The 20,707-nt window shown below is 66.0% G+C and carries 19 protein-coding genes; 8 read left to right on the forward strand and 11 right to left on the reverse strand.

Annotated elements, in window-relative coordinates; translation table 11 throughout:
- The first annotated feature begins 17 nt into the window (after positions 1 to 17).
- The 8 genes from PW843_00380 to PW843_00415 all read left to right on the forward strand — a co-directional run bounded on the left by PW843_00380 (position 18) and on the right by PW843_00415 (position 8,639).
- Positions 18 to 923, forward strand: coding sequence for a nucleoside hydrolase (locus tag PW843_00380; protein ID MDE1145062.1), 906 nt, complete (start codon positions 18 to 20; stop codon positions 921 to 923).
- Positions 920 to 1,963, forward strand: coding sequence for a BMP family ABC transporter substrate-binding protein (locus PW843_00385; protein MDE1145063.1), 1,044 nt, complete (start codon positions 920 to 922; stop codon positions 1,961 to 1,963). Before PW843_00380 ends, PW843_00385 begins: the two co-directional genes overlap by 4 nt.
- Positions 1,960 to 3,483, forward strand: coding sequence for an ABC transporter ATP-binding protein (locus tag PW843_00390; GenBank protein MDE1145064.1), 1,524 nt, complete (start codon positions 1,960 to 1,962; stop codon positions 3,481 to 3,483). The genes PW843_00385 and PW843_00390 overlap by 4 nt, the downstream gene beginning before the upstream one ends.
- Before the next feature lie 291 nt (positions 3,484 to 3,774).
- Positions 3,775 to 4,572, forward strand: a complete 798-nt coding sequence (locus PW843_00395) for a hypothetical protein (GenBank protein ID MDE1145065.1) — start codon at positions 3,775 to 3,777, stop codon at positions 4,570 to 4,572.
- The gene (locus PW843_00400; protein ID MDE1145066.1) at positions 4,569 to 5,570 is read left to right on the forward strand and encodes a hypothetical protein; all 1,002 of its coding nucleotides are present in this window, start codon (positions 4,569 to 4,571) and stop codon (positions 5,568 to 5,570) included. The genes PW843_00395 and PW843_00400 overlap by 4 nt, the downstream gene beginning before the upstream one ends.
- 8 nt (positions 5,571 to 5,578) lie before the next feature.
- Positions 5,579 to 6,640: an ADP-ribosylglycohydrolase family protein gene (locus tag PW843_00405; GenBank protein ID MDE1145067.1), complete on the forward strand. Its 1,062-nt coding sequence runs from the start codon at positions 5,579 to 5,581 to the stop codon at positions 6,638 to 6,640.
- Positions 6,637 to 7,689, forward strand: coding sequence for an SIS domain-containing protein (locus PW843_00410; GenBank protein ID MDE1145068.1), 1,053 nt, complete (start codon positions 6,637 to 6,639; stop codon positions 7,687 to 7,689). Before PW843_00405 ends, PW843_00410 begins: the two co-directional genes overlap by 4 nt.
- Entirely contained in the window at positions 7,686 to 8,639 is a 954-nt protein-coding gene (locus PW843_00415) for a carbohydrate kinase family protein (protein ID MDE1145069.1), read from the forward strand. The genes PW843_00410 and PW843_00415 overlap by 4 nt, the downstream gene beginning before the upstream one ends.
- Positions 8,640 to 9,237: 598 nt before the next feature.
- Here PW843_00415 and PW843_00420 read toward each other — a convergent pair.
- The 11 genes from PW843_00420 to PW843_00470 all read right to left on the reverse strand — a co-directional run bounded on the left by PW843_00420 (position 9,238) and on the right by PW843_00470 (position 20,699).
- Complete coding sequence (locus PW843_00420; GenBank protein ID MDE1145070.1) at positions 9,238 to 10,689, reverse strand: hypothetical protein; 1,452 nt, start codon at positions 10,687 to 10,689, stop codon at positions 9,238 to 9,240.
- 37 nt (positions 10,690 to 10,726) lie between these two features.
- Complete coding sequence (locus PW843_00425; protein MDE1145071.1) at positions 10,727 to 11,761, reverse strand: transketolase C-terminal domain-containing protein; 1,035 nt, start codon at positions 11,759 to 11,761, stop codon at positions 10,727 to 10,729.
- A complete protein-coding gene (locus PW843_00430; GenBank protein MDE1145072.1) occupies positions 11,758 to 12,759 on the reverse strand; it encodes a thiamine pyrophosphate-dependent dehydrogenase E1 component subunit alpha in 1,002 nt (333 codons plus the stop codon). The genes PW843_00425 and PW843_00430 overlap by 4 nt, the downstream gene beginning before the upstream one ends.
- A gap of 347 nt (positions 12,760 to 13,106) precedes the next feature.
- Positions 13,107 to 13,793: a class I SAM-dependent methyltransferase gene (locus tag PW843_00435; protein ID MDE1145073.1), complete on the reverse strand. Its 687-nt coding sequence runs from the start codon at positions 13,791 to 13,793 to the stop codon at positions 13,107 to 13,109.
- 1 nt (position 13,794) lies between these two features.
- On the reverse strand, positions 13,795 to 14,037 hold the full coding sequence (locus tag PW843_00440; GenBank protein ID MDE1145074.1) for a hypothetical protein: 243 nt from the start codon (positions 14,035 to 14,037) through the stop codon (positions 13,795 to 13,797).
- Complete coding sequence (locus tag PW843_00445; GenBank protein ID MDE1145075.1) at positions 14,037 to 14,915, reverse strand: NAD(P)-dependent oxidoreductase; 879 nt, start codon at positions 14,913 to 14,915, stop codon at positions 14,037 to 14,039. Before PW843_00445 ends, PW843_00440 begins: the two co-directional genes overlap by 1 nt.
- A 1-nt stretch (position 14,916) precedes the next feature.
- Positions 14,917 to 16,218, reverse strand: coding sequence for a nucleotide sugar dehydrogenase (locus PW843_00450; GenBank protein ID MDE1145076.1), 1,302 nt, complete (start codon positions 16,216 to 16,218; stop codon positions 14,917 to 14,919).
- Entirely contained in the window at positions 16,215 to 17,150 is a 936-nt protein-coding gene (locus PW843_00455) for a Gfo/Idh/MocA family oxidoreductase (GenBank protein ID MDE1145077.1), read from the reverse strand. The genes PW843_00450 and PW843_00455 overlap by 4 nt, the downstream gene beginning before the upstream one ends.
- A complete protein-coding gene (locus PW843_00460; GenBank protein MDE1145078.1) occupies positions 17,143 to 18,690 on the reverse strand; it encodes a PfkB family carbohydrate kinase in 1,548 nt (515 codons plus the stop codon). Before PW843_00460 ends, PW843_00455 begins: the two co-directional genes overlap by 8 nt.
- Positions 18,691 to 19,698 (reverse strand): GDP-mannose 4,6-dehydratase, encoded by a 1,008-nt coding sequence (locus tag PW843_00465; protein MDE1145079.1) that lies wholly within the window; start codon positions 19,696 to 19,698, stop codon positions 18,691 to 18,693. It abuts the gene before it with no gap.
- A complete protein-coding gene (locus PW843_00470) occupies positions 19,695 to 20,699 on the reverse strand; it encodes an SDR family oxidoreductase (protein MDE1145080.1) in 1,005 nt (334 codons plus the stop codon). The genes PW843_00465 and PW843_00470 overlap by 4 nt, the downstream gene beginning before the upstream one ends.
- Positions 20,700 to 20,707: the final 8 nt, after the last annotated feature.

Here is a 20,707-nt window from a genome sequence, read left to right on the forward strand (position 1 = left end):
CTTCACGAAAGACCTAAATGCCTTCCACAGCGGTAGTGATTGATTGCGATCCCGGCATTGACGACGCCCTGGCCCTGGCCCTGGCGGTGGCCTCACCCGAGTTGGACGTGCGAGCGGTGACCTGTGTCGCCGGCAACCGCCCCGTGGCCGTGACCACCCGCAACGCCCGGCGCCTGCTGGACCTGTTCGGCCGGCCGGACATCCCGGTCCATGCCGGTGCGGCCCGCCCCCTGCTGCATCCCGAGCCGCGCACCAACCTGGTGCACGGCGCCGACGGCCTGGGCGGGGTGGATCTGCCGCAGGATGGGGACGCGGTGGAGGATGAGCACGCCGCCGACGCCCTGGCCCGCCTGCTGCTGTCGCCGACCGGCCCCGAGCTGGCAGTGGTGGCCATGGGGCCCCTGACTAACCTGGCGCTGGCGGAGATCAGGCACCCCGGCCTGCTGGCCCGGGCGCGCAGCGTCCACATCATGGGGGGTGCCGCCTTCTGCCCCGGCAACGTGACGCCGGCGGCGGAGTTCAACTTCTGGGCCGACCCGGCGGCGGCGCACGTGGTGATGACCGCCGGCGCACGGCTGGACCTGTTCCCCCTGGACGTCACCGCCCAAGCCGCCATGACGCCCGATTGGCTGAAGGACTTGGCTGCCGGACCCGGCCGTTCGACCCAGGCGCTGGCCGCCATGCTGGCGGTCTATGGCACGCAAGACCCGCTGCTGCACGACGCCTGCCCGGTCGCGGCCCTGCTGCGCCCCGGCCTGTTCCAGGGCGGCACCGGCGCCCTCACGGTGGATTACCGGCCGGGGGATGAAGAGGGCCGCTGCCATTTCACGCCCGCGGCGGAGGGTGCCGTGATGCTGAACACCGGCCTGGACGCGCCCGGCCTGCTGGCGCTGATGGCCGAACGGCTGGCGCGCCTGCCATGAGAGGATGGATCGTCCTGGCACTTGTCCTGCTGATGATGCCGGCCGGCGCCGGGGCGGAAACGCCGCCACGCGTGGCCTTTTTCGTCAACGGCGTGCTGGGCGACAAATCCTTCTTCGACAGCGCCGCGCGCGGCCTGCGCCAGGCGGGCGACGAACTGCATCTGCCGGTGCGCACGGTGGAGGGCGGTTTCGACCCGACGCGGTGGGAAAGCGGGCTGGTCGACCTGGCCGACAGCGGCGACTTCCCCATCATCGTCACCGGCACCTACACCATGGGCCCGCTGGTGCAGAAGGTGGCGCCGGACTATCCGGAGGTCACCTTCATCCTGTTCGACGGGGCGGTGGACTTCACCAAGTGCGCCTGCCGCAACGTCCACACCATCCGCTTCCGCCAGAATGAGGGCGGTTATCTGGCCGGCGTGCTGGCGGCGGGACTGGCCCAGGCGGGCGCCGTGCCGGGTGCCGATCCCGGCACGGTGGGCCTGATCGGCGCCATGCCCATCCCGGTGATCAACGACTTCGCCGCCGGCTTCATCGCCGGTGCCGCCGCCACCGCGCCCAATGTCACCGTGCTGCGCCAGTACGCCAACTCCTTCTCCGACCCCGCAACGGGCAAGGAGATCGCCAAGGCCCAGTACGGCCAGGGCGCCGGAATCATCTTCCAGGTGGCGGGGGCCACCGGCCAGGGCGTGATCGAGGCGGCGGATGAGGCCGGGCGTTATGTCATCGGCGTGGATTCCGACCAGGCGGCGCTCTATCGGACATCCAACCCCGGCCGGGCGGCGCACATCCTGACCTCCGTCCTCAAGAACGTGGATGCCACCGTGCTGCGCGCCCTGCGCCTGCTGGTGGCCGGCCGCCTGCCCCTGGGCACCACGGAATCCTTAGGATTGAAGGAGGGCGCCATCGGCCTGGCCGACAACCCCGATGCCGCCCTGCCCATACCGCCGGCGGTCAGGGCCGCCGTGGACCAGGCACGGGACGACATCATCAGCGGCCGCGTCACCGTACCCACCGCCTTCGCAGGAGGGCCGAAATGACCCCCGCCCTGACGCTGGAAAACGTCACCAAGCGTTATGCCAACGGCACGCTGGCCAACAGCGATGTCAGCTTCACCGTCGTCGCCGGGGAAATCCACGCCCTGGTGGGGGAGAATGGCGCCGGCAAATCCACAATCATGAAGATGCTGTACGGGCTGGAGCGGCCGACCGCCGGCACCCTGCGCGTCGATGGCCGACCGGTGGATTTCCGCCACCCCGCCGACGCCATCGCCGCCGGCATCGGCCTGGTGGCCCAGCACCTGAACCTGGTGCCGTCGCTGAGCGTGGCGGAAAACGTGGTGCTGGGCCAGGAACCCCGACGGCCGGGCGGACGGCTGGACCGGGCCGCGGCCCTGGCGCGCGTGGCGGAGTTGGCCCGGCAGTCCGGCCTGGAGGTCGATCCGGCCGCGACGGTGGCAAGCCTGCCCCTGGGCATCCGCCAGCGGGTGGAGATCCTGAAGGTGCTGCATCGTGGCGCCCGTTTCCTGCTGCTGGACGAGCCGACCGCCGTCCTGACCCCGCCGGAGGTGGCCGGCCTGTTCGACGCCCTGCGCCGCATGGCGGCGGCGGGCCGCACCGTCCTGATCATCACCCACAAGCTGGATGAGGTGCGGGCCCTGTCCCACCACGTCACCGCCCTGCGCCAGGGCCGGGTGACGGGTGGCGGCCGTACCGCCGACCTGGACGGGGACGCGCTGGCCCGCCTGGTCATGGGTGTCGATCCGGCGCCGCCCGTCACGGGTCGCGACCGTCCGGTGGGCGCCCGCCGCCTGGCCGTGCGCAACCTCACCCACGTTAACGCGGCAGGATCGATCCGCCTGCGCAACGTTTCCTTCGAGATCGCCGCCGGTGAAATCCTGGGCGTCGCCGGGGTGGAGGGCAACGGCCAGAACACGCTGGCCCGCCTGCTGTCGGGGACGGAGGCGCCCAGCGCCGGCGAGGCACTGCTGGACGGCCGGCCCATCACCGGCCGGGGCGTGCGCGCAGCCCGCGCAGCCGGCGTGGCCGTGGTGACGGAGGACAGGCTGCATGACGGCGTGGCCCCCGCCCTCAGCATCGCCCAGAACCTGATGGCGACCCGCCATGACCGGGCGCCGCTGGCCCGCCACGGCCTGATCGACCGGGGCGCCGTCCATCGCTGGGCGACGGGGGTGATCCAGGCCTTCGGCGTGCGCGCCACCGGGCCGGACCAGCCCATGGGCGCGCTGTCGGGCGGCAACATGCAGAAGCTGATCCTGGCGCGGGAGGTGGCGGACAACCCGGCCCTGCTGCTCGCCAGCCAACCCACGCGCGGCGTGGACGCGGCGGCGTCCGCCAGCCTGCGCCAGCGCCTGCGAACCTTGCGCGATCAGGGGGCGGCCATCCTGCTGATCTCCGCCGACCTGGAGGAGATATTGGCCCTGTCCGACCGTGTGGCCGTGCTGTATCGCGGGTCCATCGTCGCCACCTTCGCCACCGGCACGGTGGATGCCCACACCCTGGGCCTGCACATGACGGGCCTGGCGGAGGGTGTGGCATGACCGCCGCCCACGAGATCACCCGCGTGGTCCTGGCCATCGCCCTGGCCCTGCTGCTGGGTTTCCTGCTGACCGCCTGTGTCAGCGCGGAACCGCTGACTGCCTTCCGCGCCCTGCTGACGGGGCCCCTGCCCACCCTGGCGCACGCGCCCGACGGTCATATGGTGGTGCGCCGCCTGGTGCGGTTCGGCGCCTGGCTGGAGGATGCGACCACCCTGACCCTGGTGGGCCTGGCGGTCGCCATCCCCTTCCGCGCCCGCCAAATTCTCCCTGGGCGCCGACGGCCAGCTGTTCATGGGGGCACTGGCAGCGGCAGCGGTCAGCCTGGCGCTGGACGGCGCGCCCGCCGTCATCGCCCTGCCCCTGGCCCTACTGGCGGCGGCCCTGGGTGGTGCGGCCTGGGGCCTGCTGCCCGGCCTGCTGAAGACGGCGGTGGAGGCCAATGAGATCGTCACCACCCTGATGCTGAACGTGGTGGCGGTGCAGATCTACCGCCTGGTGGTGGGGCATGTGCTGAACGATCCCACGGCCGGCTTCATCACCACCCCGGCCCTGCCCGACGCCGCCACCCTGGCGCCCCTGATCCCCCGCACCAACGTCACCGCCATGGCGGGCCTGGCGCTGGCCGCCACCGCCGCGGCCGCCTTCCTCCTACACCGCACAACCCTGGGCTTCGCCATCGACCTGGTGGGGGCCAACCCATGGTTCGCGGCACGGGCCGGCGTGGCGGTGCCGCGCGCCATCGCCCTGTCCTTCGCGCTGGGCGGCCTGTTCGCCGGCCTGGGCGGCTTCCACGTTTCCAACGCCCTGCTGCAACGCCTGCCCATCGATCTGACGCCGGGCATCGGCTTCGACGGCATCGTCGTGGCCCTGCTGGCCCGCAACCGGGTGGCCGCCATCCCCCTGGCCGCCCTGGCCTACGCCTATCTGCGGGTGGGCGCCCAAGCGATGGAGCGCACCACCGATGTCCCGCGTGAGATGGTGCAGGTCATCCAGGCGCTGATCATCCTGTTCGTCGTATCGGACCGCCTGTGGCCCCTGGCGCGCCAGGGGGCCGCCGCCCTGCGCCAGCGATGGGGGGCCGCGTCATGAGCCTGGACCTGATCGCCAGCGGCACCATCGCCGCCACCCTGGCCGTGGCCGTGCTGCGCGCCGCGACACCGCTGGTGTTCGCCGCCCTGGGCAGCCTGGTGTCGGAACTGGCCGGCTGCATCAACGTGGCGCTGGAAGGGTCGATTCTGGTCGCCGCCTTCTGTGGCGTGGTGGTGTCGGCCTATTCCGCGCAGTGGTGGCCGGACGCACCCCTGTGGCTGCACCCCTGGCTGGGGGCGGCGGCCGGGCTGGCGGCGGGGGCCGCGCTGGCCGGCATGCTGGCCGTCTTCCACCTGGAACTGGGCGCCGACCTGATCGTGGCCGGCGTGGCCCTGAACATCCTGGCCCAGGGGCTGACCGTCCTGCTGATGGCGGCGCTGACGGGTGACAAGGGATCGACGGCCAGCCTGGCCAGCTTCGCCCTGCCCAGCCTGCATTGGCCGGGGGTGGACGAGGTGCCGGTGCTGGGCGTCCTGCTGAACGGCGACGGCGGCGGCCACAACGTGCTGGTCTATGGCGTCCTCCTGGCCCCCCTGGCCATCGGCTGGACCCTACGCCACACCCTCTTCGGCCTACGCCTGCGCGCCACGGGGGAGAATGCGGAGGCGGCCCTGGCCGCCGGCCTGGCCGTGAAGCGCCTGCGCTACGCGGCCCTGCTGTTGAGCGGCCTGCTGGCCGGGGCCAGCGGCGTCTTCCTGGGCATGGGCTACCTGACCCTGTTTCAGGCCGACATGGCGGCCGGGCGCGGCTATCTGGCGCTGGCGGCCGTCTTCCTGGGCGCCCGCCGGCCGCTGGGCACGGTGATCGCGGCCCTGGTGTTCGGCGCCAGCGGCGTGGCTGCCGCCCAGTTGGGCCTGCTGGCCATCCCGGCGGAGGTGGTCTTCATGATCCCGCCGCTGGTCACCATCGCCGCCCTGGTCCTGGTCAATGTGCGCCGCCGCCGGGCCCAGCGCCGTCGCACCGCCGCGGTGCTGGCCACCCTTTCCAACCCGACATGAGTTTCCCCATGAGCGCTGACATCCTGCACGACAAGATCGCCGGTTCCCTGCTGTTGGCCGGCATGGGCGACGCCCTGGGTGCCCCTACCGAACAATGGTCGATGGCGGAGATCCTGGCGGCCCACGGCGGACCGCTCACCCGCTTCGTCGAACCCACGCCGGACACCTTCGCCGGCGCCAATGCCGGCAAGACGGGGGAGGTCACCGACGACGCCAGCCAGATGTATTACCTGGCCCGCGCCCTGGTGCGGGGCGGCGGCGACCTGGATCAGGCCGGCTGGATCGCCTGCCTGCTGGACTGGGCCGACACCTCGCCCAAGGCCGGCTTCATGGGGCCCAGCACCGTGGGCGTGGTGGCGGCGCTCCGCGCCGGCACCGACCCCGCACTGGTGGGTGTCATCGGCCGGTCGCGGCGCAAGATGACCACCATCGGCACCACCAACGGTGCCGCCATGCGGGTGGCACCGGCCGGCCTGGTGCATCCCGGCGATATCGAGGGCGCCTGCGCCCAGACGCTGGTGACCTGCCTGCCGTCCCACGACACCGACGTCGCCATCGCCGCCGCCTGCGCCATCGCCGCCGGGGCCGCCCAGGCGCTGGTGACGGACGACATCGCCGCCGTGGTCGCCGCTTGCGTGGAGGGCGGCCGACGGGGGGCCGCCCTGGCCGCGACCCATGCGCGGGTGGGCCCCGGCCCGCGTTTCCAGGCCCGGCTGGAGCAAGCGCTGGACATCGCCGCCACCGCCGGCGACGACCTGGCCTTCCTGCGCGCCCTGGATGAGCGCATCGGCGCATCCGTCCTGGCGGCGGAATCCGTGCCCGCCGCCATCGCCATCCTGGCCTACGCCCAGGGCGACCCGCTGCGCACCATCGCCCTGTCGGCCACGGTGGGCAACGACACCGATTCCATCGCCACCATGGCCGGCGCGCTGGCCGGCGCGCTCAAGGGTGCCACGGCGCTGCCGGCCGACCTGACGGTGGAATTCCGGGCGGTGAACGGGCGGGAGTATGACCTGGACGGGCTGGCGAACGGGCTGGCGGCCATCGCCCGCCGGCGGCTGGCCGCATGACGGTCGTCGACGACATCATGCCGCTAGCCGCCACGGCGGCGGAGGTCGCGGACACCCCGGCAGCCATTGGCCGGGCCCTGGCGCGGCTGGCCGATCCGGTGGCCGGGCTGGCGGCCGCGCTGACGGCACACGGCATCACGCGCCTGATCATAACCGGATCGGGCGACAGCCTGTCCGCCGGCCACATGGCGGCGCCGGCCTTCGCCGCCTATGCCGGCATCCCCTGCCAGGCGGTCCCGGCCCATGAGCTGGTGGCCTACGGCCATCCGGACCTGGGGCCCGGCACCGCCGTGGCGGTGGTCAGTTCCAGCGGCCGGCCGGGCCCAGCCCATGACGCGCTGGACCGCGCCCGGCACAGCGGCGCCTTCGTCATCGGCATCAGCGACCGGGACACGCCCGGCAACCCTTTCCTGGCAGTGTCGGCAGGCAGCCTGTGCCCCGGTGCCGCCAAGGCCGGCATCCCCACCCAGGCGACCAGCGCCACCCTGGCCACGCTGTTCCTGTTGGCGATCGACTGGGGCGGCGCGCGGACACCGGCGGGCGTCCGCGCGCAATTGGCCGCGATGCCCACCCTGCTGGAACAGGTGCGCCATCGGGGCCGTGACGCCGCAGGCACCCTGGGCGTCACGCTGCCGCGTCATCGCATGCTGCACATCGTGGGCGCCGGACCCAACGCCGGCACGGCGCACGCGGTGGCCGACCTGTTGACCGCCGCAGCGGCATTGGCCGCCCTGCCGCATGAGGCGGAGGAGTTCCAACACGCGCTGCGCCCCTGGGCCCTGGGGCGGGACGATCTGGTGCTGGCACTGGTGCCGCCCGGCGCGCGAACCGCCCCCCGGCTGCTTGACGCCATACGGGTGGCGGAGGCGGCGGGCGCCCGTGCCGTGACGCTGGGTGGTCCCGACCATCCCCTGCCGGTGGTGGATGAGTTCCTGTCACCCCTGCCCCTGCTGATGCTGGCGCAGGAGATGACGCTGGCGGCCGGCGATGCCGTGGCACAGGCTGGTAGCGGCTTCCGCACCTCATCCAGCCAGGCAAGGCTTCCATGATGTTTCCCGGCGCCCGGCGTTTCGACCTGCTGGCCTTTGGCGACCCCACCATTGACCTGGTGTTCGCCGTGGAACACGCCCCGGCGGCGGATGAAAAGGTCCTGGGCCGGCGCCTGCCCCCCCAGGCCGGCGGCACGGCGGCCAATGTCGCCTGCGCGGCGGCCCGCCTGGGGGCCGGTGCCGCCGCCTACGGCCGGGTGGGGGCGGATGCCGACGGCGATTTCCTGGTACGGGAATTCCAGCGTTTCGGCGTTGACACCAACCTGGTCCGCCGGGTGCCCTGCCCCTGCGCCACCGCCGCCGTCATGGTCGATGACGCGGGTGAGAAGGCCCTGGTCTACGCGCCCATTCCGGGACCGGTTCTGGACGGGACAACCCTGCCCGCCGCCCTGGGCCAGGCACGCCTGGTCTACGCCATGCCTTATGACCTGGCGGAGTTCACGACGCTCAGCACGCTGGCCCGCGCCGCCGGCACCACCGTCGCCATCGATGTGGAGGCGGCGGTCGCCCCCACGCCCGCCGCTTTCCAGGCCTTGGCCCCCTGGGCCGACATCGTGTTCTTCAACGAACGCGGCTTCCGGGCTGCGACCGGCCAGCCGCCCGGCCTTGACACGTTGCGCGCCGTGCTGGGCGGCACGGGGCGTCCGGGGCCGGCCCTGGCGGTGGTGACCCTGGGCGCGCGGGGCGCCCTGGCGGCCACCCGGGACCAGACCGTCGAACAGCCGGCGTTCCCAACCCGCCTGGTGGATGCGACCGGTGCCGGCGATTGTTTCAACGGGGCCTGCCTGGCCGCCCTGCTGCAAGGGCATTCCTTGACCGCCGCCCTGCGCTTCGCCGCCGCCGCCGCCGGCCTGGCGGTCACCGCCCTAGGCGCCCGATCCGCCATCCCCGGCAGGCAGGCGGTCGCCACACTCATCTCAAGGGGCCCCGGCCCGGACCCAACCGCATGACCAATGGGGCGCACACGCAGGCAAGATTACTGGCGACGTTGGACGAGCAAGTGCGAAGTCCCAAGATAGCGTCCCCGGAGTGTGTCTCACGCGCCTTGGACATGGGCGTATTTCCTGATCAAGATCAGTTACTTATACCAAGAGTGCGGGGCTGTTGAGATAAAGTCCGATGAAGCAGTGGCTTGAGGAGGCGAGCGGCGGCTGCATCGTCGTGTGTCATTTTGGCTACTCCACGGATCGCATAGATAGGGCGGCTGTCCCGCCGCCGGCGTCGGAAACCGCGACAGCACTGTCCGCGCGTCGTTCCGCCCAGTGCGCTTTGGCTTGCCCAATGAAGTCTTGGAAGCGCGGGAAATGTGCCCGCATCGCGAAGCCGGGAACCGCGTCGTCCATCTGCCGCCATAGCTTAGGCCAATCCTGCCGTCGCAAGATATCTCCCAAAAAGCGGGCTTGAGAAACATTGAAGGGAATGGCGCAACCGGCTGGGAACAGGCCAGCGACCTCATGCAGGATATTGCTGTAAATAATTGGCAGCCCCGCAGAACCGAAGGCAAGCGCGCGTGATGGAACCGTTGTCCGTGGAAATAGAGAATAAAAATCACGTACCCTCGCGGCTTTCCATTTTAACGACGATATCATCGAAGACGTCAAAATTGCCAACGCACCAGCCTGCGTGGTAGCGAGATATTTCCCAAATCAATTCCTGCTGATCAATGATCTGGCGATGCACATGCAAATGACGGGCCTCTTCTTCGGGAAGACTATCCCTGAAGACCCAGCTAGCTGGAGAACCGGTATAGTAATGTAGATCCAAACCCTGCCGCAGCAGTTCACGAATAACCGCGCGCAAGTCCGTCCCCGGGTCCGACACCTCGTCCGCGATGGGACTTACCAGGGCAAGCGAGAACGATTCCGTTCGGGGTGGCCGCCGCTTATGAGCGGGGAGATTGTAGCGCAGGAAGCCGATGAAGGGACAGCGCCCACCCGATTGCCGTATCATGAAGTCGACGAGATGTTGGTTGGCGCATCCGACATGCACGCCGTCAGCCCGGCGAATGGCAGCGGCCCAGGCCGCCAGCGCCGGTTGCTCGTATTCCCAGTCCTTAATGGCCGGTTTGATCGGATCATAAAGACACAATATCCGCGGCGCGTTGATCATTTCCAACATCGCCGCCGTATAAGCATAGTGCCAGGTCGCCCGCTCAAAACTCCACGACGCGTGAAGAAAGCCGTCATTGAGGAACCACCACGGACAGTGGTCGAGAACTTGCGCCAGGTACAGGTTTTCAATCAGATTGACGGGATAGACGGCTTTGGCTCCGAGCAGGTGAAGATCTGTCTGCTTGATGCCCAAGCCAGCGTTTTCCTTGAATCTGGATAGAATAACGACGTCATAACCGGCATCGCGCAAAGCCGAGACCGTTGAGACGTAAGGAGGCGTAAAACGATGGCAAAGAATAATAAATGGATTATCAAATTCCCTTATCACCCCTTCTAATTCGCGCGCATTTCTTATTGAGTTCTCCGAAACAATTACCGAATCATCCAAAATGTCATAGATGCTTATAGTTTTTTCTGCGGGCAATTGGGCTGAAAATAATCCACGGATTTTTTGATCCACCGTGCCAATCAGAATGCAATCCACGTCATCGAGTTGCGCTTGCAGGGAGGGTAGGTCGATGACGGCCGGTGCGTCGGACATCTGCTTGCCGACCTTGAAATTGTCACAAAGAACGATTTGATCGAATTGCTTCTCGAAAAGCGGGATCAGGGGCTCGAAATAGCCAGGCACGGGCGCGATGGCTAATTTTCCGACCGGCCGACCAACCGCTGCCTCCACCAATTCCCGCAACCGGCCAGCGTTACCGAGCAGGTGATAAATCGCCCAAATGTCCAAAGAGTCGGCCTCTGCCGTCCGGATTACGAGGCGCACCCGCTCAACGCATTCCTCGGCAGCCACGCCGGCTTCACGCAGGGCTGTCGCCAGGCGCTGTTCGAATTCCGCGCGTAGACGATGTGCCAGCGACGGGAGGGGAGTCTCTAACGGCATCACTGTATTCCCGCATCAAGGTGTTTCGGAACGATGATCAGTACGGCCCTTTGAAATCATCGGGCCGATCTGTGGTTTCGACCTGATCGGCCTTTCCCAGAAGGGAAAGGGCCGCGCGGACGAGCGTCGACGCCCTTGGATAGAAACTGGCCTCCAGAACCTGTGATACGGGAGCCGGACAGTCCGCCAGAGCAATGCGCCGCACCGGCGCTTTCAGGAACCCGAACGCCTGCTCCGCCGCCAGAGCCGCAACCTCGCTCGTGACGCCACACAATTCCCAGCTTGTATCCGCGACAAGCAGCCGCCCGGTCTTGCGCACGGAAGCGAGGATGGTCTCGGAATCAAGGGGGCGAATGGAACGGAGATCAACCAACTCCGCCTCGACGCCCAGTCTCGCGAGGTCTTTGCAGGCTTGCTCCGCCTCAATCGTCATCAGGGACGTGGTTACGATGGTGATGTCGCGGCCGGGCCGCAAAACGGCGGCTCGGCCCAGAGGGGTCGGTTCCGGTTCTGACGGCACCGGCCCGGAAACATTGTAAAGAGCCCGGTGTTCCAGAAGGACCACGGGGCCATCGGCCTGCAGGGCAGCCAGCAGCAGCCCCTTGGCATCGCGGGGCGTCGCCGGCATGGCGACGGTCAGGCCAGGAAAATGTGCGAGCGGCGCCTGCAGACTCTGGGAGTGGGTCGCCCCCTGTCCCCAGCCTTTACCGATCACGGCGCGCACGACGATGGGTACCGATCCCGCTTGCCCGCCGTACATGTATGACCACTTCGCCGCCAGGTTGATGAGGTTATCAAAGGCGAGGAACATGAAGTCGTTGCGGGGATGGACGATTAGCGGTCGCTTGCCAGATGCCGCGGCACCAATGGCGATCCCGGTTAGCGCGTTTTCCATGGCCGGCGCGTCGAAAACCCGGGCGGAGCCGAACCGCTGGTATGCCGCCGTCGTCGTCCCGAAAATGCCGGACGGATAGTCAACAGCGATGCCCGTGATAAAAATATTCGGATCGCGTTCCATCGCCTGGACAGTCGCCTCGGAGATGGCTTCGGCATAGGTCAGTATACGGCTCATGCTACGTTCCCCGCTGTGGCGCGCCAAACATGGTCGAACAGGCTATCCGGTGAGGGCCAAGGGGCGGCACGGGCCCGCTCGATTTCCGCCGCGACATGGGTGGCTGTCGTATCCGCCATGGTGTTCACGTCATCGACACCCGCCTGCCCGGTACGAACCAGATGGGCTGCCGCCCGACGAACCGGACAGCGCTCCAACCACAGGTCCAGTTCAGCTTTTGAACGATAGGTTCGTCCGGACTCATGGTCGAAAGCCGGGCCCACATGTTCCCGCCAGCGATACGTCATGCATTCCAGAAACACTGGCCCTCCGCCTGCGCGCGCGCGCAGCCGGGCCGCCGCCGCCGCTTTGAATACGGCCGCCACGTCGTTTCCGTCCACCTGGTCCGCCGTCACGCCAAAGCTGCGCACCCGGCCACAGAGGCTTGATCCCGGGGGTTGCCGCACGTCGGCCGGGCTCTCGGTCGAATACAGATTGTTTTCGCAGACCAGCAGGACCGGCAGGTGATGAAGGGCCGCGAAATTAAGGCTTTCATAGAACACGCCTTCTTCCAGCGTGGCGTCACCAAAAAAGCTGACCGCGACGGCGTCGGTGCCATCCATGGCGAAAGCCAGGGCACTCCCCACGGCTGTCGCCACCGTTTGGCCGAGGATGGCGCTGGAAATAATGAAGCCGCTATCGCGGGCGGTGAGGTGCACGGAACCGCCGCGCCCTCGGGAACATCCATCCTCACGGCCATAGATTTCCGCCGCCAGACGATAGACGCTGCCGCCACGAGCCAGATAATGATTGTGTGATCGATGGTGGCTGTACACGGCATCCGCCGGCGCCAGCGCTTGGCACACGCCCACCGCCACGGCTTCCTGGCCAGTGCCGAAATGGGTGGGCGTGCGCATCTCCTGTTCCTTGTAGCGGGATGCCAGCGTCTCCTCCGTCAGGCGCACCCGCAACAGGTCCTGGAAGGCCCGCGTCAGGTCGAGCCCCTCGCCACCGTCCACCAGGGGCGGCAGTTTCGAAAGGTCGGACGGGGTGGCAAGGGGGGGAAGCATATCATCTGCTCCTGTTTAAGCCGAACTTCACGACTGCCGGGGGGCAGCCGAAATATTGCGCCATGGGGTGGCATTTGATCGGTGAAGAACCAATCCATTGTACGTGTTGAGCCCGTCTCCAGGCCCCTGAACCCATAATCTTCGCAAGACATCGGGTATCCTGGAATCGACGAATGACAGGGCACCGATCCCGCGGTTGCGGCGTGGGCAAAGCCCATCCCTGTTTTGCATTCCCGTCCTCGACAGCGAATTGGTCGCTCGCCCTTTCAAATCGTCGGGCGATGCAATCGGTCGGGTCATGGCTGCCGCCCTATCACCTCAGGCCCCGCCTCCATGACTGTCCAATACCAATCCCCCCTGTACCCGGCCTCATCGAACAGCGCCCGCCACTCTTCAGGGCGGCACCAGGTCTTTGCGGCCAGCATCCAGTCCTGAAAGATCTGCCGCTCGACCTCGGTACGGTAGGCGTCGACCTGAACAAATCCCCCGCCGGGCGCCACCCGCCGCATCTCGCGCAGCGCAGCCAAACAGCCCTCAGGCTCAAGATTATGGATGGTGTTGATGGACAGGGCCAAAGTGAAGGCACCGTCGGGAAACGGAAGCCGATCGCAATTGCCGCGGACCAGTCGTCCACGGACATCGGGGTGGCTATTGGCCAGAGCGTAAGCAGAGATATCCAGGCCCCAAACCTCCAGGCCAGGCAGTTGGTCCGCGAGGTCCTTGACCAAAAAGCCTTTGGCGCAGCCAATGTCCAAGACCCGGTCGCCCGGCTTCAAATCCCAGCGCTCAATGATGTCGTGGGCAACCTGCACCCAGCGCCCGTCGTAATGATAACCGCCATATCCCCGGCTGCGCGGCCCATCGAAATAGTCAAATCCGAACTGCAAAGACAGACGCCGATTTTCCTCTTTATCGATTAAACGGGCGCCGACATCACGAACGACTTTCGGAACCGATCGCAGCAGGTTGAATTCCTCCGCCATTTTACCCCCGTGCCGTCAGACGGTCGCGGTGCATGTGCAACCAAAGCGCATACCCGTCGTAGGGCGCCACCAGAGCCTCCGTCTGTAGCGACCGGGCGTCAAATACGCCAAGGCCCTGCCCTTCGCGCACCGTCAGCCGCGTCTCTTCGCCAGGCGGCAGCCGAGCCAGGAAAAAGGCCCGCGAAATGCCCGGTCGCCCACAGAACGCCATCTGAAAATCAAACCGGGTATCGAAGGCCTCCATCACTCTCCTTCCATCATGTCGGCGTGAACCTTGGCCAAGCCCTGATCCAGCGGCGTGAAACGGAAATCGGGGAACGCGCGGCGCAAGGCGGAGATATCAAAATGCCGATGGGTAGCCGGCGTTTTCCGCGGCGTGCAAATGATGTCGACGGGACGTGTGAAGCAGGCCGCGACGCGGTTCGCCAGGTCGTGATAGGAAACCGATTGCCCGGTCGCAAGGTTGAGCAAGCCGGTGCTCCTGGCGGCCAGGGTGCGTAAAATCAGTTCCACGACATCATCGACCAGGATGTGGTCCCGGCGTTCCTCCCCATCGCCAAAAAGGGTGATGCGGCCGTCCGCGCGCGCAACACGGCGTAGGCGATTGGGGCCGTATGAGTTGTGTGTGTCGGCAGCGCCATAGATCAAAGTAGGGCGGAGAATGGCCAGGGGCGTATCCAACGGCTTCAGCATCAGTTCGCGCGATAGATGCATGGCCGCATAGAGGTCACCCGGCTCCGCCGCGGTCGCTTCGTCCACGGGGCTGTCAGCAAAAGGATACACCGCGTCGCTGCTGACATAGACGAGATGGGCCGAAGGCACTGTCTCCAGCGCGCTGGCCACGGCGGCCCCCATCCGCAAATTGGCCATGAAGGGCGGAACACCCCGCCCCTTGTCGGGCGTCAGGGCAGCCAACAGGACGAGACTATCGCGCGGCTGTAGCCGGTCAGCCAGCAGCCGTCCGGCGTCGGGCGCCGCAAGATCCAGCTCCTGACGACCAGGCGCCAGAACCGGGACGCCCTGCTCCCGCAATCGCTGCGTCAGGAGACGGCCGACAAAGCCCCCCCCACCCAGGATTACAACGCGATCGAGATGAACCGGCAGGGGAGAATGGATCAGCATTTCACTTTTCTCGTGCATCCAGAGGGTCGGACGGTGGAGCGCCCAATACGAAGTGGCGTAGGCCCGCCGCGCGCACGGCCGAGGTGGAAAGCAGCCGCCATGGGTCTATTACCGTCCGCCCCCCCAGCCTTTCAGCGATCCGCATCGGATCCAGGCGGCGGAATTCGGGCCAGGGGGTCATTATCACCAGGGCGCACGCCCCCTCGCAGGCATCCAGAGCATCGGCCGCACCGCGAAGGCCGGGGCGGGCCACCGCATCCGCCGGCACTTCCGGGTCCCACACCGCCACTTCCTTCCCGCCCAAGGCGTTCAGCAGGGCCAGGGCCGGCGAATTCCGGGTGGATCGGGTATTTTCCTTATAGGCCAGTCCAAGAACGGCCAGGCGCCCGCCGGGATCATCACGGAAGACATGCTCGTGCAGTATCCTCAACGCCCAGTCGCGCCGGCGGGCGGCGTCGCGGATCCAGACGTCGATCGAAGCAGCGCCGGCACCCGTTTCCCCAGCCAGGCGGCGAAACCCGGCAAGGTCCCGTTCCAGATTGCCACCAGCGATGCCCAGGCCCGGCGTCAGATAGGCGTGCGGGCCGATACGCCTGTCCAGACGAAGCGCCGGCGCGATTTCTCCCCAATCAGCCCCGATCCGTTCACAGAGGTCAGCCACCATGTTGGTGGTGGAGATGGACGAAACCAGGAATAGATTGATGGCGATCTTGCTCAGTTCCGCGCTTTCCCAGCCCATGGGCAGCAAGGGGCACCCGAACGCCGCCAGGAAATCGGCAAGGACGGAAGGCAAGGGGGCTGCCGGATCGGCGCAGCCAAGGATGAAACGCTCCGGCTGAAGGGCGCGCTCCACTGCCCGGCCAAAAATCAGCGTCTCGACCTGATAGAAGCGCTTTGCAACTGGGTGGGACAGTCCACGGGTGAAACCGGGAGGCACCTGGCTCAACACCACCAGCACGGCTTCGGACGTCAGATTCCGCTCCGCAAGCGCGATCAGTTCCAGCAATATGGTCAGGTCGCTACGCCCTTGGGCATCCGTAGCCACATCGGGCGCCACATAGCAGAGCGGGACTGTTTCCAGATCCGATGGGTCGGAGGTGAAGCGCAGCCGAGCGGCATGCGCCGCCAACAACTCCGGCAGATCCGGCTCCAACACCGGCAACCGTCCCGCCACCAGATCAGCAACCCGTTGCGCATCCTGGTCAAATGCCACAACGTCAAACCCCTTCGCGGCGGCAGCGGCGGCGTGGACGATGCCAAGATGGGTCATGCCCACAAAGGCGATGGACGGCCGTGTCGTCATTGTGTCAAAGCCTCCCGCACCAGCGCGCTGAGCCGGGTCGCGATCCAAATATCGTTGTCAGTGTTGCTGCCGCCGGTGCGGCAGAGACGACGGAAGTGACCGTACTCGGCCTCCCAGGTCGGGTCGGAACGTACGAGTACGGTACTTTCCTCGTCCGGGCGACCGCTGGGCAGCACGCGCTCACGATGAATGAAGCTGGACGGCCCCCACTTGCAGAGCGAGCGGATGTGCGCGGACCCGGCTTCGCCGACGATGTCGCAGGTGAAGTCGTTCCGCCAGGATAGCAGGCTCATTTCCAATTCTATCCCGGGAACGCCGTCGCTCGCGATCACCACATGGTCGAAAGCGTTGTTCTCATACCGCCGGGCCGTGACCACGCGAAAAGGACCGCACTGGTCGCCGAACCAGAACAGCACCGTGTCCAACAGGTGCGAACCCAGGTCTGCCAGAACGCCTGGGTCCTTGTCCCGCCAGGCGGAGTTTCGGACGTCCCGCGCGGTGCCGTTGCCATAAGACATGCGGCAGCGGTAGATCCGCCCCAGGCCACCGCCGTCCAGTAGCGCCTTCATGCGAACGAAGTGCGGCTCGAAGCGATGGTTGTACGCCGTGTAGAGCGTTAGATTCCGCCGACTGGCCTCAGCCGCCAGTTCCGTCAACGCGTCCGGGTGGTCACCTACCAGCGGCTTTTCCACCAGGACATGCTTGCCAAGCCGCAGCAGATGGCGCAGCAGGTCCGGCTTCACGACATCTGGGGTGCAAACCAGGGCGGCGTCGTAGGCATCAGCCGGGATTTGGCCGACGTCGCGCCAGTCCGCCCGGTCATTGACCGGGTCGACCGTGCCGATACAGTCCTTGCCGGCGACCCGGCGGCGCTTTTCACCTTGGACGCCCAGGCCGATGACCACACAGCGGAAGGCGGCCGGTTCAGTCATAGCTGATGTCCCGTTCAGCCTTGTCGATGCGGCTTAACAGTTCCTTGGGCGTGATCGGCATGTTGCCATCGTGCTGGCATTCCAGACCCGCGGCGAAGCATCCGAGGATACTGGCGATGACCTCGCTGCCGGTTACCGCCATGGCCAACGACGCGTATGCCAGCAAGGCGTCACCCGCCCCAACCGGATCCGTTATCTGGTCGGCGAAGCTGTCCAGTATGAAAAAGCTCCTGGTGTCGTGGCCGGCCTGACGGAAGGTGATCATGCCCCGCTCGCCCAGCTTCAGCATCAGGGTTTTGCAATCCGCCCGTTTGAACAGTTCCGAGCCCAGAGGGCGGACGGTCGCGTCCTGGTCCCCCAGGGCGAACCGGGCCTCCCGTTCATTCGGCGTGATGAGGTCGAATCCCGGGAAATCGAGGATATTCCCCCACCGGCTGGCGACCTGACTGTCGGCAACGCGATACGCGCCCTCCGGAATCGCATCGATGAAGGCGGGAATGCTATCCCGGTTGAACACGCCGTGACGGAAATCCGAGAAGATGACGACATCGGCCGGCACCTCGCGAAGCTGGGCCGTCAGTTGCCGCAAAATCCGCTCGGATATGGGGCGGTTATCCAGCGTATCGATCTTCAACATGCGATAGCCACCGACCACGACGGCGTTCTTGTTGGTGGTCGGCCGGGTGGGGTCGATCACCGCGCGGCAGTCCACGCCGGCGGCATCGAGATCGTTGAGCAGATGGTCCCGAAATGCATCATCCCCCAAGACCGTGGAAAAGGTCACTTTCGCACCCGCCGCCTGCAGGTGCTTGGCAACGATTGCCGCCCCGCCGGAAAAGTCCTGCTTGCTCTCATAGCGGACGCTCATTGTCGGGGTCTTGGTCATGCCTCCAATCATGCTGCATTGGGTATAGCTGTCGATGATGGTGTCACCCAGCACATGCACCCGCAGCCCGGCCATCCGCGTCAAGGCGCCGCGCAAATCCTGAAAACCGATCTGCTCCGCCTCCATTAACAACATCAGCTTTTCCAGGGCGATGTTGGGCGGAGCCATCTCGATAAGCGCGCTGGAGGAATAGACGATATCCCCTGGCGTGAAGATCATCTCCCCGCCATAGTTTTCCAGCGCATTAATTTCTTCCTGGGTCTTGGGATGGACCGATCCCTTGACGTATTCGTATCCCTTCGCGAAATAATCCGGCTGTATTTTCCTAATATTCTCGATCGGCGTTGGATTCTGGTCAACCAACACCCAGTCGACCAGTTCGAAAGCAGCGATATTCAAGGCCCGCAGGTCTTCGGGCACATAGGGCCGAACGTTCCCTTTGCTGATATGCTGATCCGCCGTCAGGCTGACAATCAATACGTCGCCCTTCGACTTCGCGTAGATCAGATGCCGCAAGTGTCCAGGATGGACGACATCGAAGACGCCGTGACACATGATGACTTTCTGGTCGCGCGGCCGATCACCGATAAGCGCACGCAGTTCGTCCGCCGTCTTGATCTTCTTGCGATAGCGAAAAAGCGTCGCTTCTTCCATTCAACTCTCCTGGGAAAGCATGGCGAACCAGGTGCGGGTGGCTTCGGCGATCCGATCCGGGGTCCAAAGCGGAGCGTCGCGCCAATAGTCGATGTCAGCCAAAACCTTGGCCACCCCTTCCTCGAATGAAACCAAGGGTGCCCATCCCAGATCATCACGGATGCGGCGGGTGTCGGCCCACGTGCAATCAGGCTCCCCGGGGCGCTTGGGCAGGTGCGTGACCGATCCACCCCCCATCAGCTCGACCAGCCGATTGACGGACTGGGGCGCCGACGCCCCAAGATTCCAAATATGGCCAACCAGATCAGTACGGGCAGCCGCCAGGAATGCGGCCGCCACATCGCTCACGTACAGAAAATCCCGGGTCTGGGCGCCATCACCCACGACGGTAAAGGGATGGTTGGCCAGCTTTTGGCGCAGGAACACCCCGAATACGGCGCCATAAGCTCCGGAAGTCCGGGAGCGCGTGCCATAAGCGTTGAAAATGCGAATGCTGTTGACCGGCAGCCCATAGACCCGGTGCCAATGCAAACAAGCCTGCTCGCCCTGGTACTTGCTCAAAGCGTACGGGTAGCAGGGGTCGATCGGGTGGTCCTCATCCGTTGGCACGGTCGCCAGCCCATAGCAGGACGACGACGCCGCATATACCAACTTGCCCACACCAGCCGCCCGGGCCGCCTCCAGCACCGCCACCGTTCCCTGGACGTTGACTGACATGTATTCGGCCGGCCGTTCGATCGACGGAACGATGTCACCGATACCTGCGAAATGCAGGACGATCTCGGCGCCGCGGAACAGGGCATCATCGGGTGCAAGTTGACGGATGTCGCGGGAGTCCACGCGCAAATCGGGATTATGGTGATGGGCGGCCAAGTTTTCCAGCCGCCCGCCCGTCATGTTGTCGATGACATGGACACGATAGCCCGCAGCCAGGGCGGCATCGACGGCATGGCTGCCGATGAAGCCCGCGCCACCAGTAATAACGGCGAGGGGGTGGGATGCGCTCATTTGGCGTTCCCACTTTTCAGGACCTTGACGTTGACATAACGCTCGTCGGTCATGCTGTCCGGCAACAGCCCTTGCTTGAACGCGTGACAAAGGTCCCGGACTGCGTCGCCGATCCCCCGCTTTGGACGGAAACCCAGGTGGTGGGAGATCTTGTCGGAATTGATGTGGTAGCTGCGCAAGTCATTGGACGGCGTATAAATTACCTCGATCGGAGCTTTCCCTGGAAACTCCTTCTCGACTTCTTCCCGTACCATCTGGGCAATGTCGGCGATGGTGTGGTTCTGGTAGCCGGCATTGAAAGTCTGTCCTGCGATAGCCTCGTCAGGCACGTCCAGCAACAGCAGGTACAGGTCGACCATATCCTGCACATGCAGGTTGGGGCGTTTCTGGCTACCGCCAAAAACCGTGATCCTGCCATTATTGATCGCGTGATTGGTAAGGATGTTGACGCTGAGGTCCAGACGCATGCGCGGGCTATAGCCACACAGCGTGGCCGGCCGAATGGTGACGCACACGAAATCCGGCGACTGGTGGCGGAACAACAGCGGTTCGCACATCCCCTTGAACTTGTTGTAAAGGGTCAGCGGCACCAGCGGATGTTCCTCAGTAACGTCCGGCGCGTCCGAGACACCGTAGACCGAACTGCTGGAGGCATAGATGAAGCGCCGCACCCCCGCGGCTTTTGCCGCAACGACCATTGGCTCGAAACAGTCGAAGTTGATGCTTTGGCTTAGGCCCTCGTCCAGATCAAAACTGGGGTCATTGGAAATGCAGGCCAGGTGGATGACCGTGTCCACGCTCCGGAACGCTTCCGCCAAACGGGCCGTGTCGCGGATGTCCCCCTGAATGACCCGGAGGTTGGGATGGTCAAGCGGCAATCCCGGTGTGCCAAAATAGAGAATATCGTAGACCGTGACCTTGTAGCCGCGCTCCAGGAGCGCCGGGGTCAGAAGGGCGCCGACGTAGCCTGCCCCGCCAGTGACTAAGACATGTTTATTCATGGGTCCGG

This window comes from Azospirillaceae bacterium, assembly GCA_028283825.1.
Taxonomy (GTDB): domain Bacteria; phylum Pseudomonadota; class Alphaproteobacteria; order Azospirillales; family Azospirillaceae; genus Nitrospirillum.

What these genes read in the sequence shown, in the direction of transcription:
- PW843_00455 (MDE1145077.1), bottom strand. Translation starts at nt 17,150, where the DNA reads ATGACTGAACCGGCCGCCTTCCGCTGTGTGGTCATCGGCCTGGGCGTC.
- PW843_00450 (MDE1145076.1), bottom strand. Translation starts at nt 16,218, where the DNA reads ATGACGACACGGCCGTCCATCGCCTTTGTGGGCATGACCCATCTTGGC.
- PW843_00435 (MDE1145073.1), bottom strand. Translation starts at nt 13,793, where the DNA reads ATGGCGGAGGAATTCAACCTGCTGCGATCGGTTCCGAAAGTCGTTCGT.
- PW843_00440 (MDE1145074.1), bottom strand. Translation starts at nt 14,037, where the DNA reads ATGGAGGCCTTCGATACCCGGTTTGATTTTCAGATGGCGTTCTGTGGG.
- PW843_00420 (MDE1145070.1), bottom strand. Translation starts at nt 10,689, where the DNA reads ATGCCGTTAGAGACTCCCCTCCCGTCGCTGGCACATCGTCTACGCGCG.
- PW843_00445 (MDE1145075.1), bottom strand. Translation starts at nt 14,915, where the DNA reads ATGCTGATCCATTCTCCCCTGCCGGTTCATCTCGATCGCGTTGTAATC.
- PW843_00465 (MDE1145079.1), bottom strand. Translation starts at nt 19,698, where the DNA reads ATGAGCGCATCCCACCCCCTCGCCGTTATTACTGGTGGCGCGGGCTTC.
- PW843_00385 (MDE1145063.1), top strand. Translation starts at nt 920, where the DNA reads ATGAGAGGATGGATCGTCCTGGCACTTGTCCTGCTGATGATGCCGGCC.
- PW843_00460 (MDE1145078.1), bottom strand. Translation starts at nt 18,690, where the DNA reads ATGGAAGAAGCGACGCTTTTTCGCTATCGCAAGAAGATCAAGACGGCG.
- PW843_00425 (MDE1145071.1), bottom strand. Translation starts at nt 11,761, where the DNA reads ATGAGCCGTATACTGACCTATGCCGAAGCCATCTCCGAGGCGACTGTC.
- PW843_00415 (MDE1145069.1), top strand. Translation starts at nt 7,686, where the DNA reads ATGATGTTTCCCGGCGCCCGGCGTTTCGACCTGCTGGCCTTTGGCGAC.
- PW843_00400 (MDE1145066.1), top strand. Translation starts at nt 4,569, where the DNA reads ATGAGCCTGGACCTGATCGCCAGCGGCACCATCGCCGCCACCCTGGCC.
- PW843_00405 (MDE1145067.1), top strand. Translation starts at nt 5,579, where the DNA reads ATGAGCGCTGACATCCTGCACGACAAGATCGCCGGTTCCCTGCTGTTG.
- PW843_00470 (MDE1145080.1), bottom strand. Translation starts at nt 20,699, where the DNA reads ATGAATAAACATGTCTTAGTCACTGGCGGGGCAGGCTACGTCGGCGCC.
- PW843_00395 (MDE1145065.1), top strand. Translation starts at nt 3,775, where the DNA reads ATGGGGGCACTGGCAGCGGCAGCGGTCAGCCTGGCGCTGGACGGCGCG.
- PW843_00390 (MDE1145064.1), top strand. Translation starts at nt 1,960, where the DNA reads ATGACCCCCGCCCTGACGCTGGAAAACGTCACCAAGCGTTATGCCAAC.
- PW843_00380 (MDE1145062.1), top strand. Translation starts at nt 18, where the DNA reads ATGCCTTCCACAGCGGTAGTGATTGATTGCGATCCCGGCATTGACGAC.
- PW843_00410 (MDE1145068.1), top strand. Translation starts at nt 6,637, where the DNA reads ATGACGGTCGTCGACGACATCATGCCGCTAGCCGCCACGGCGGCGGAG.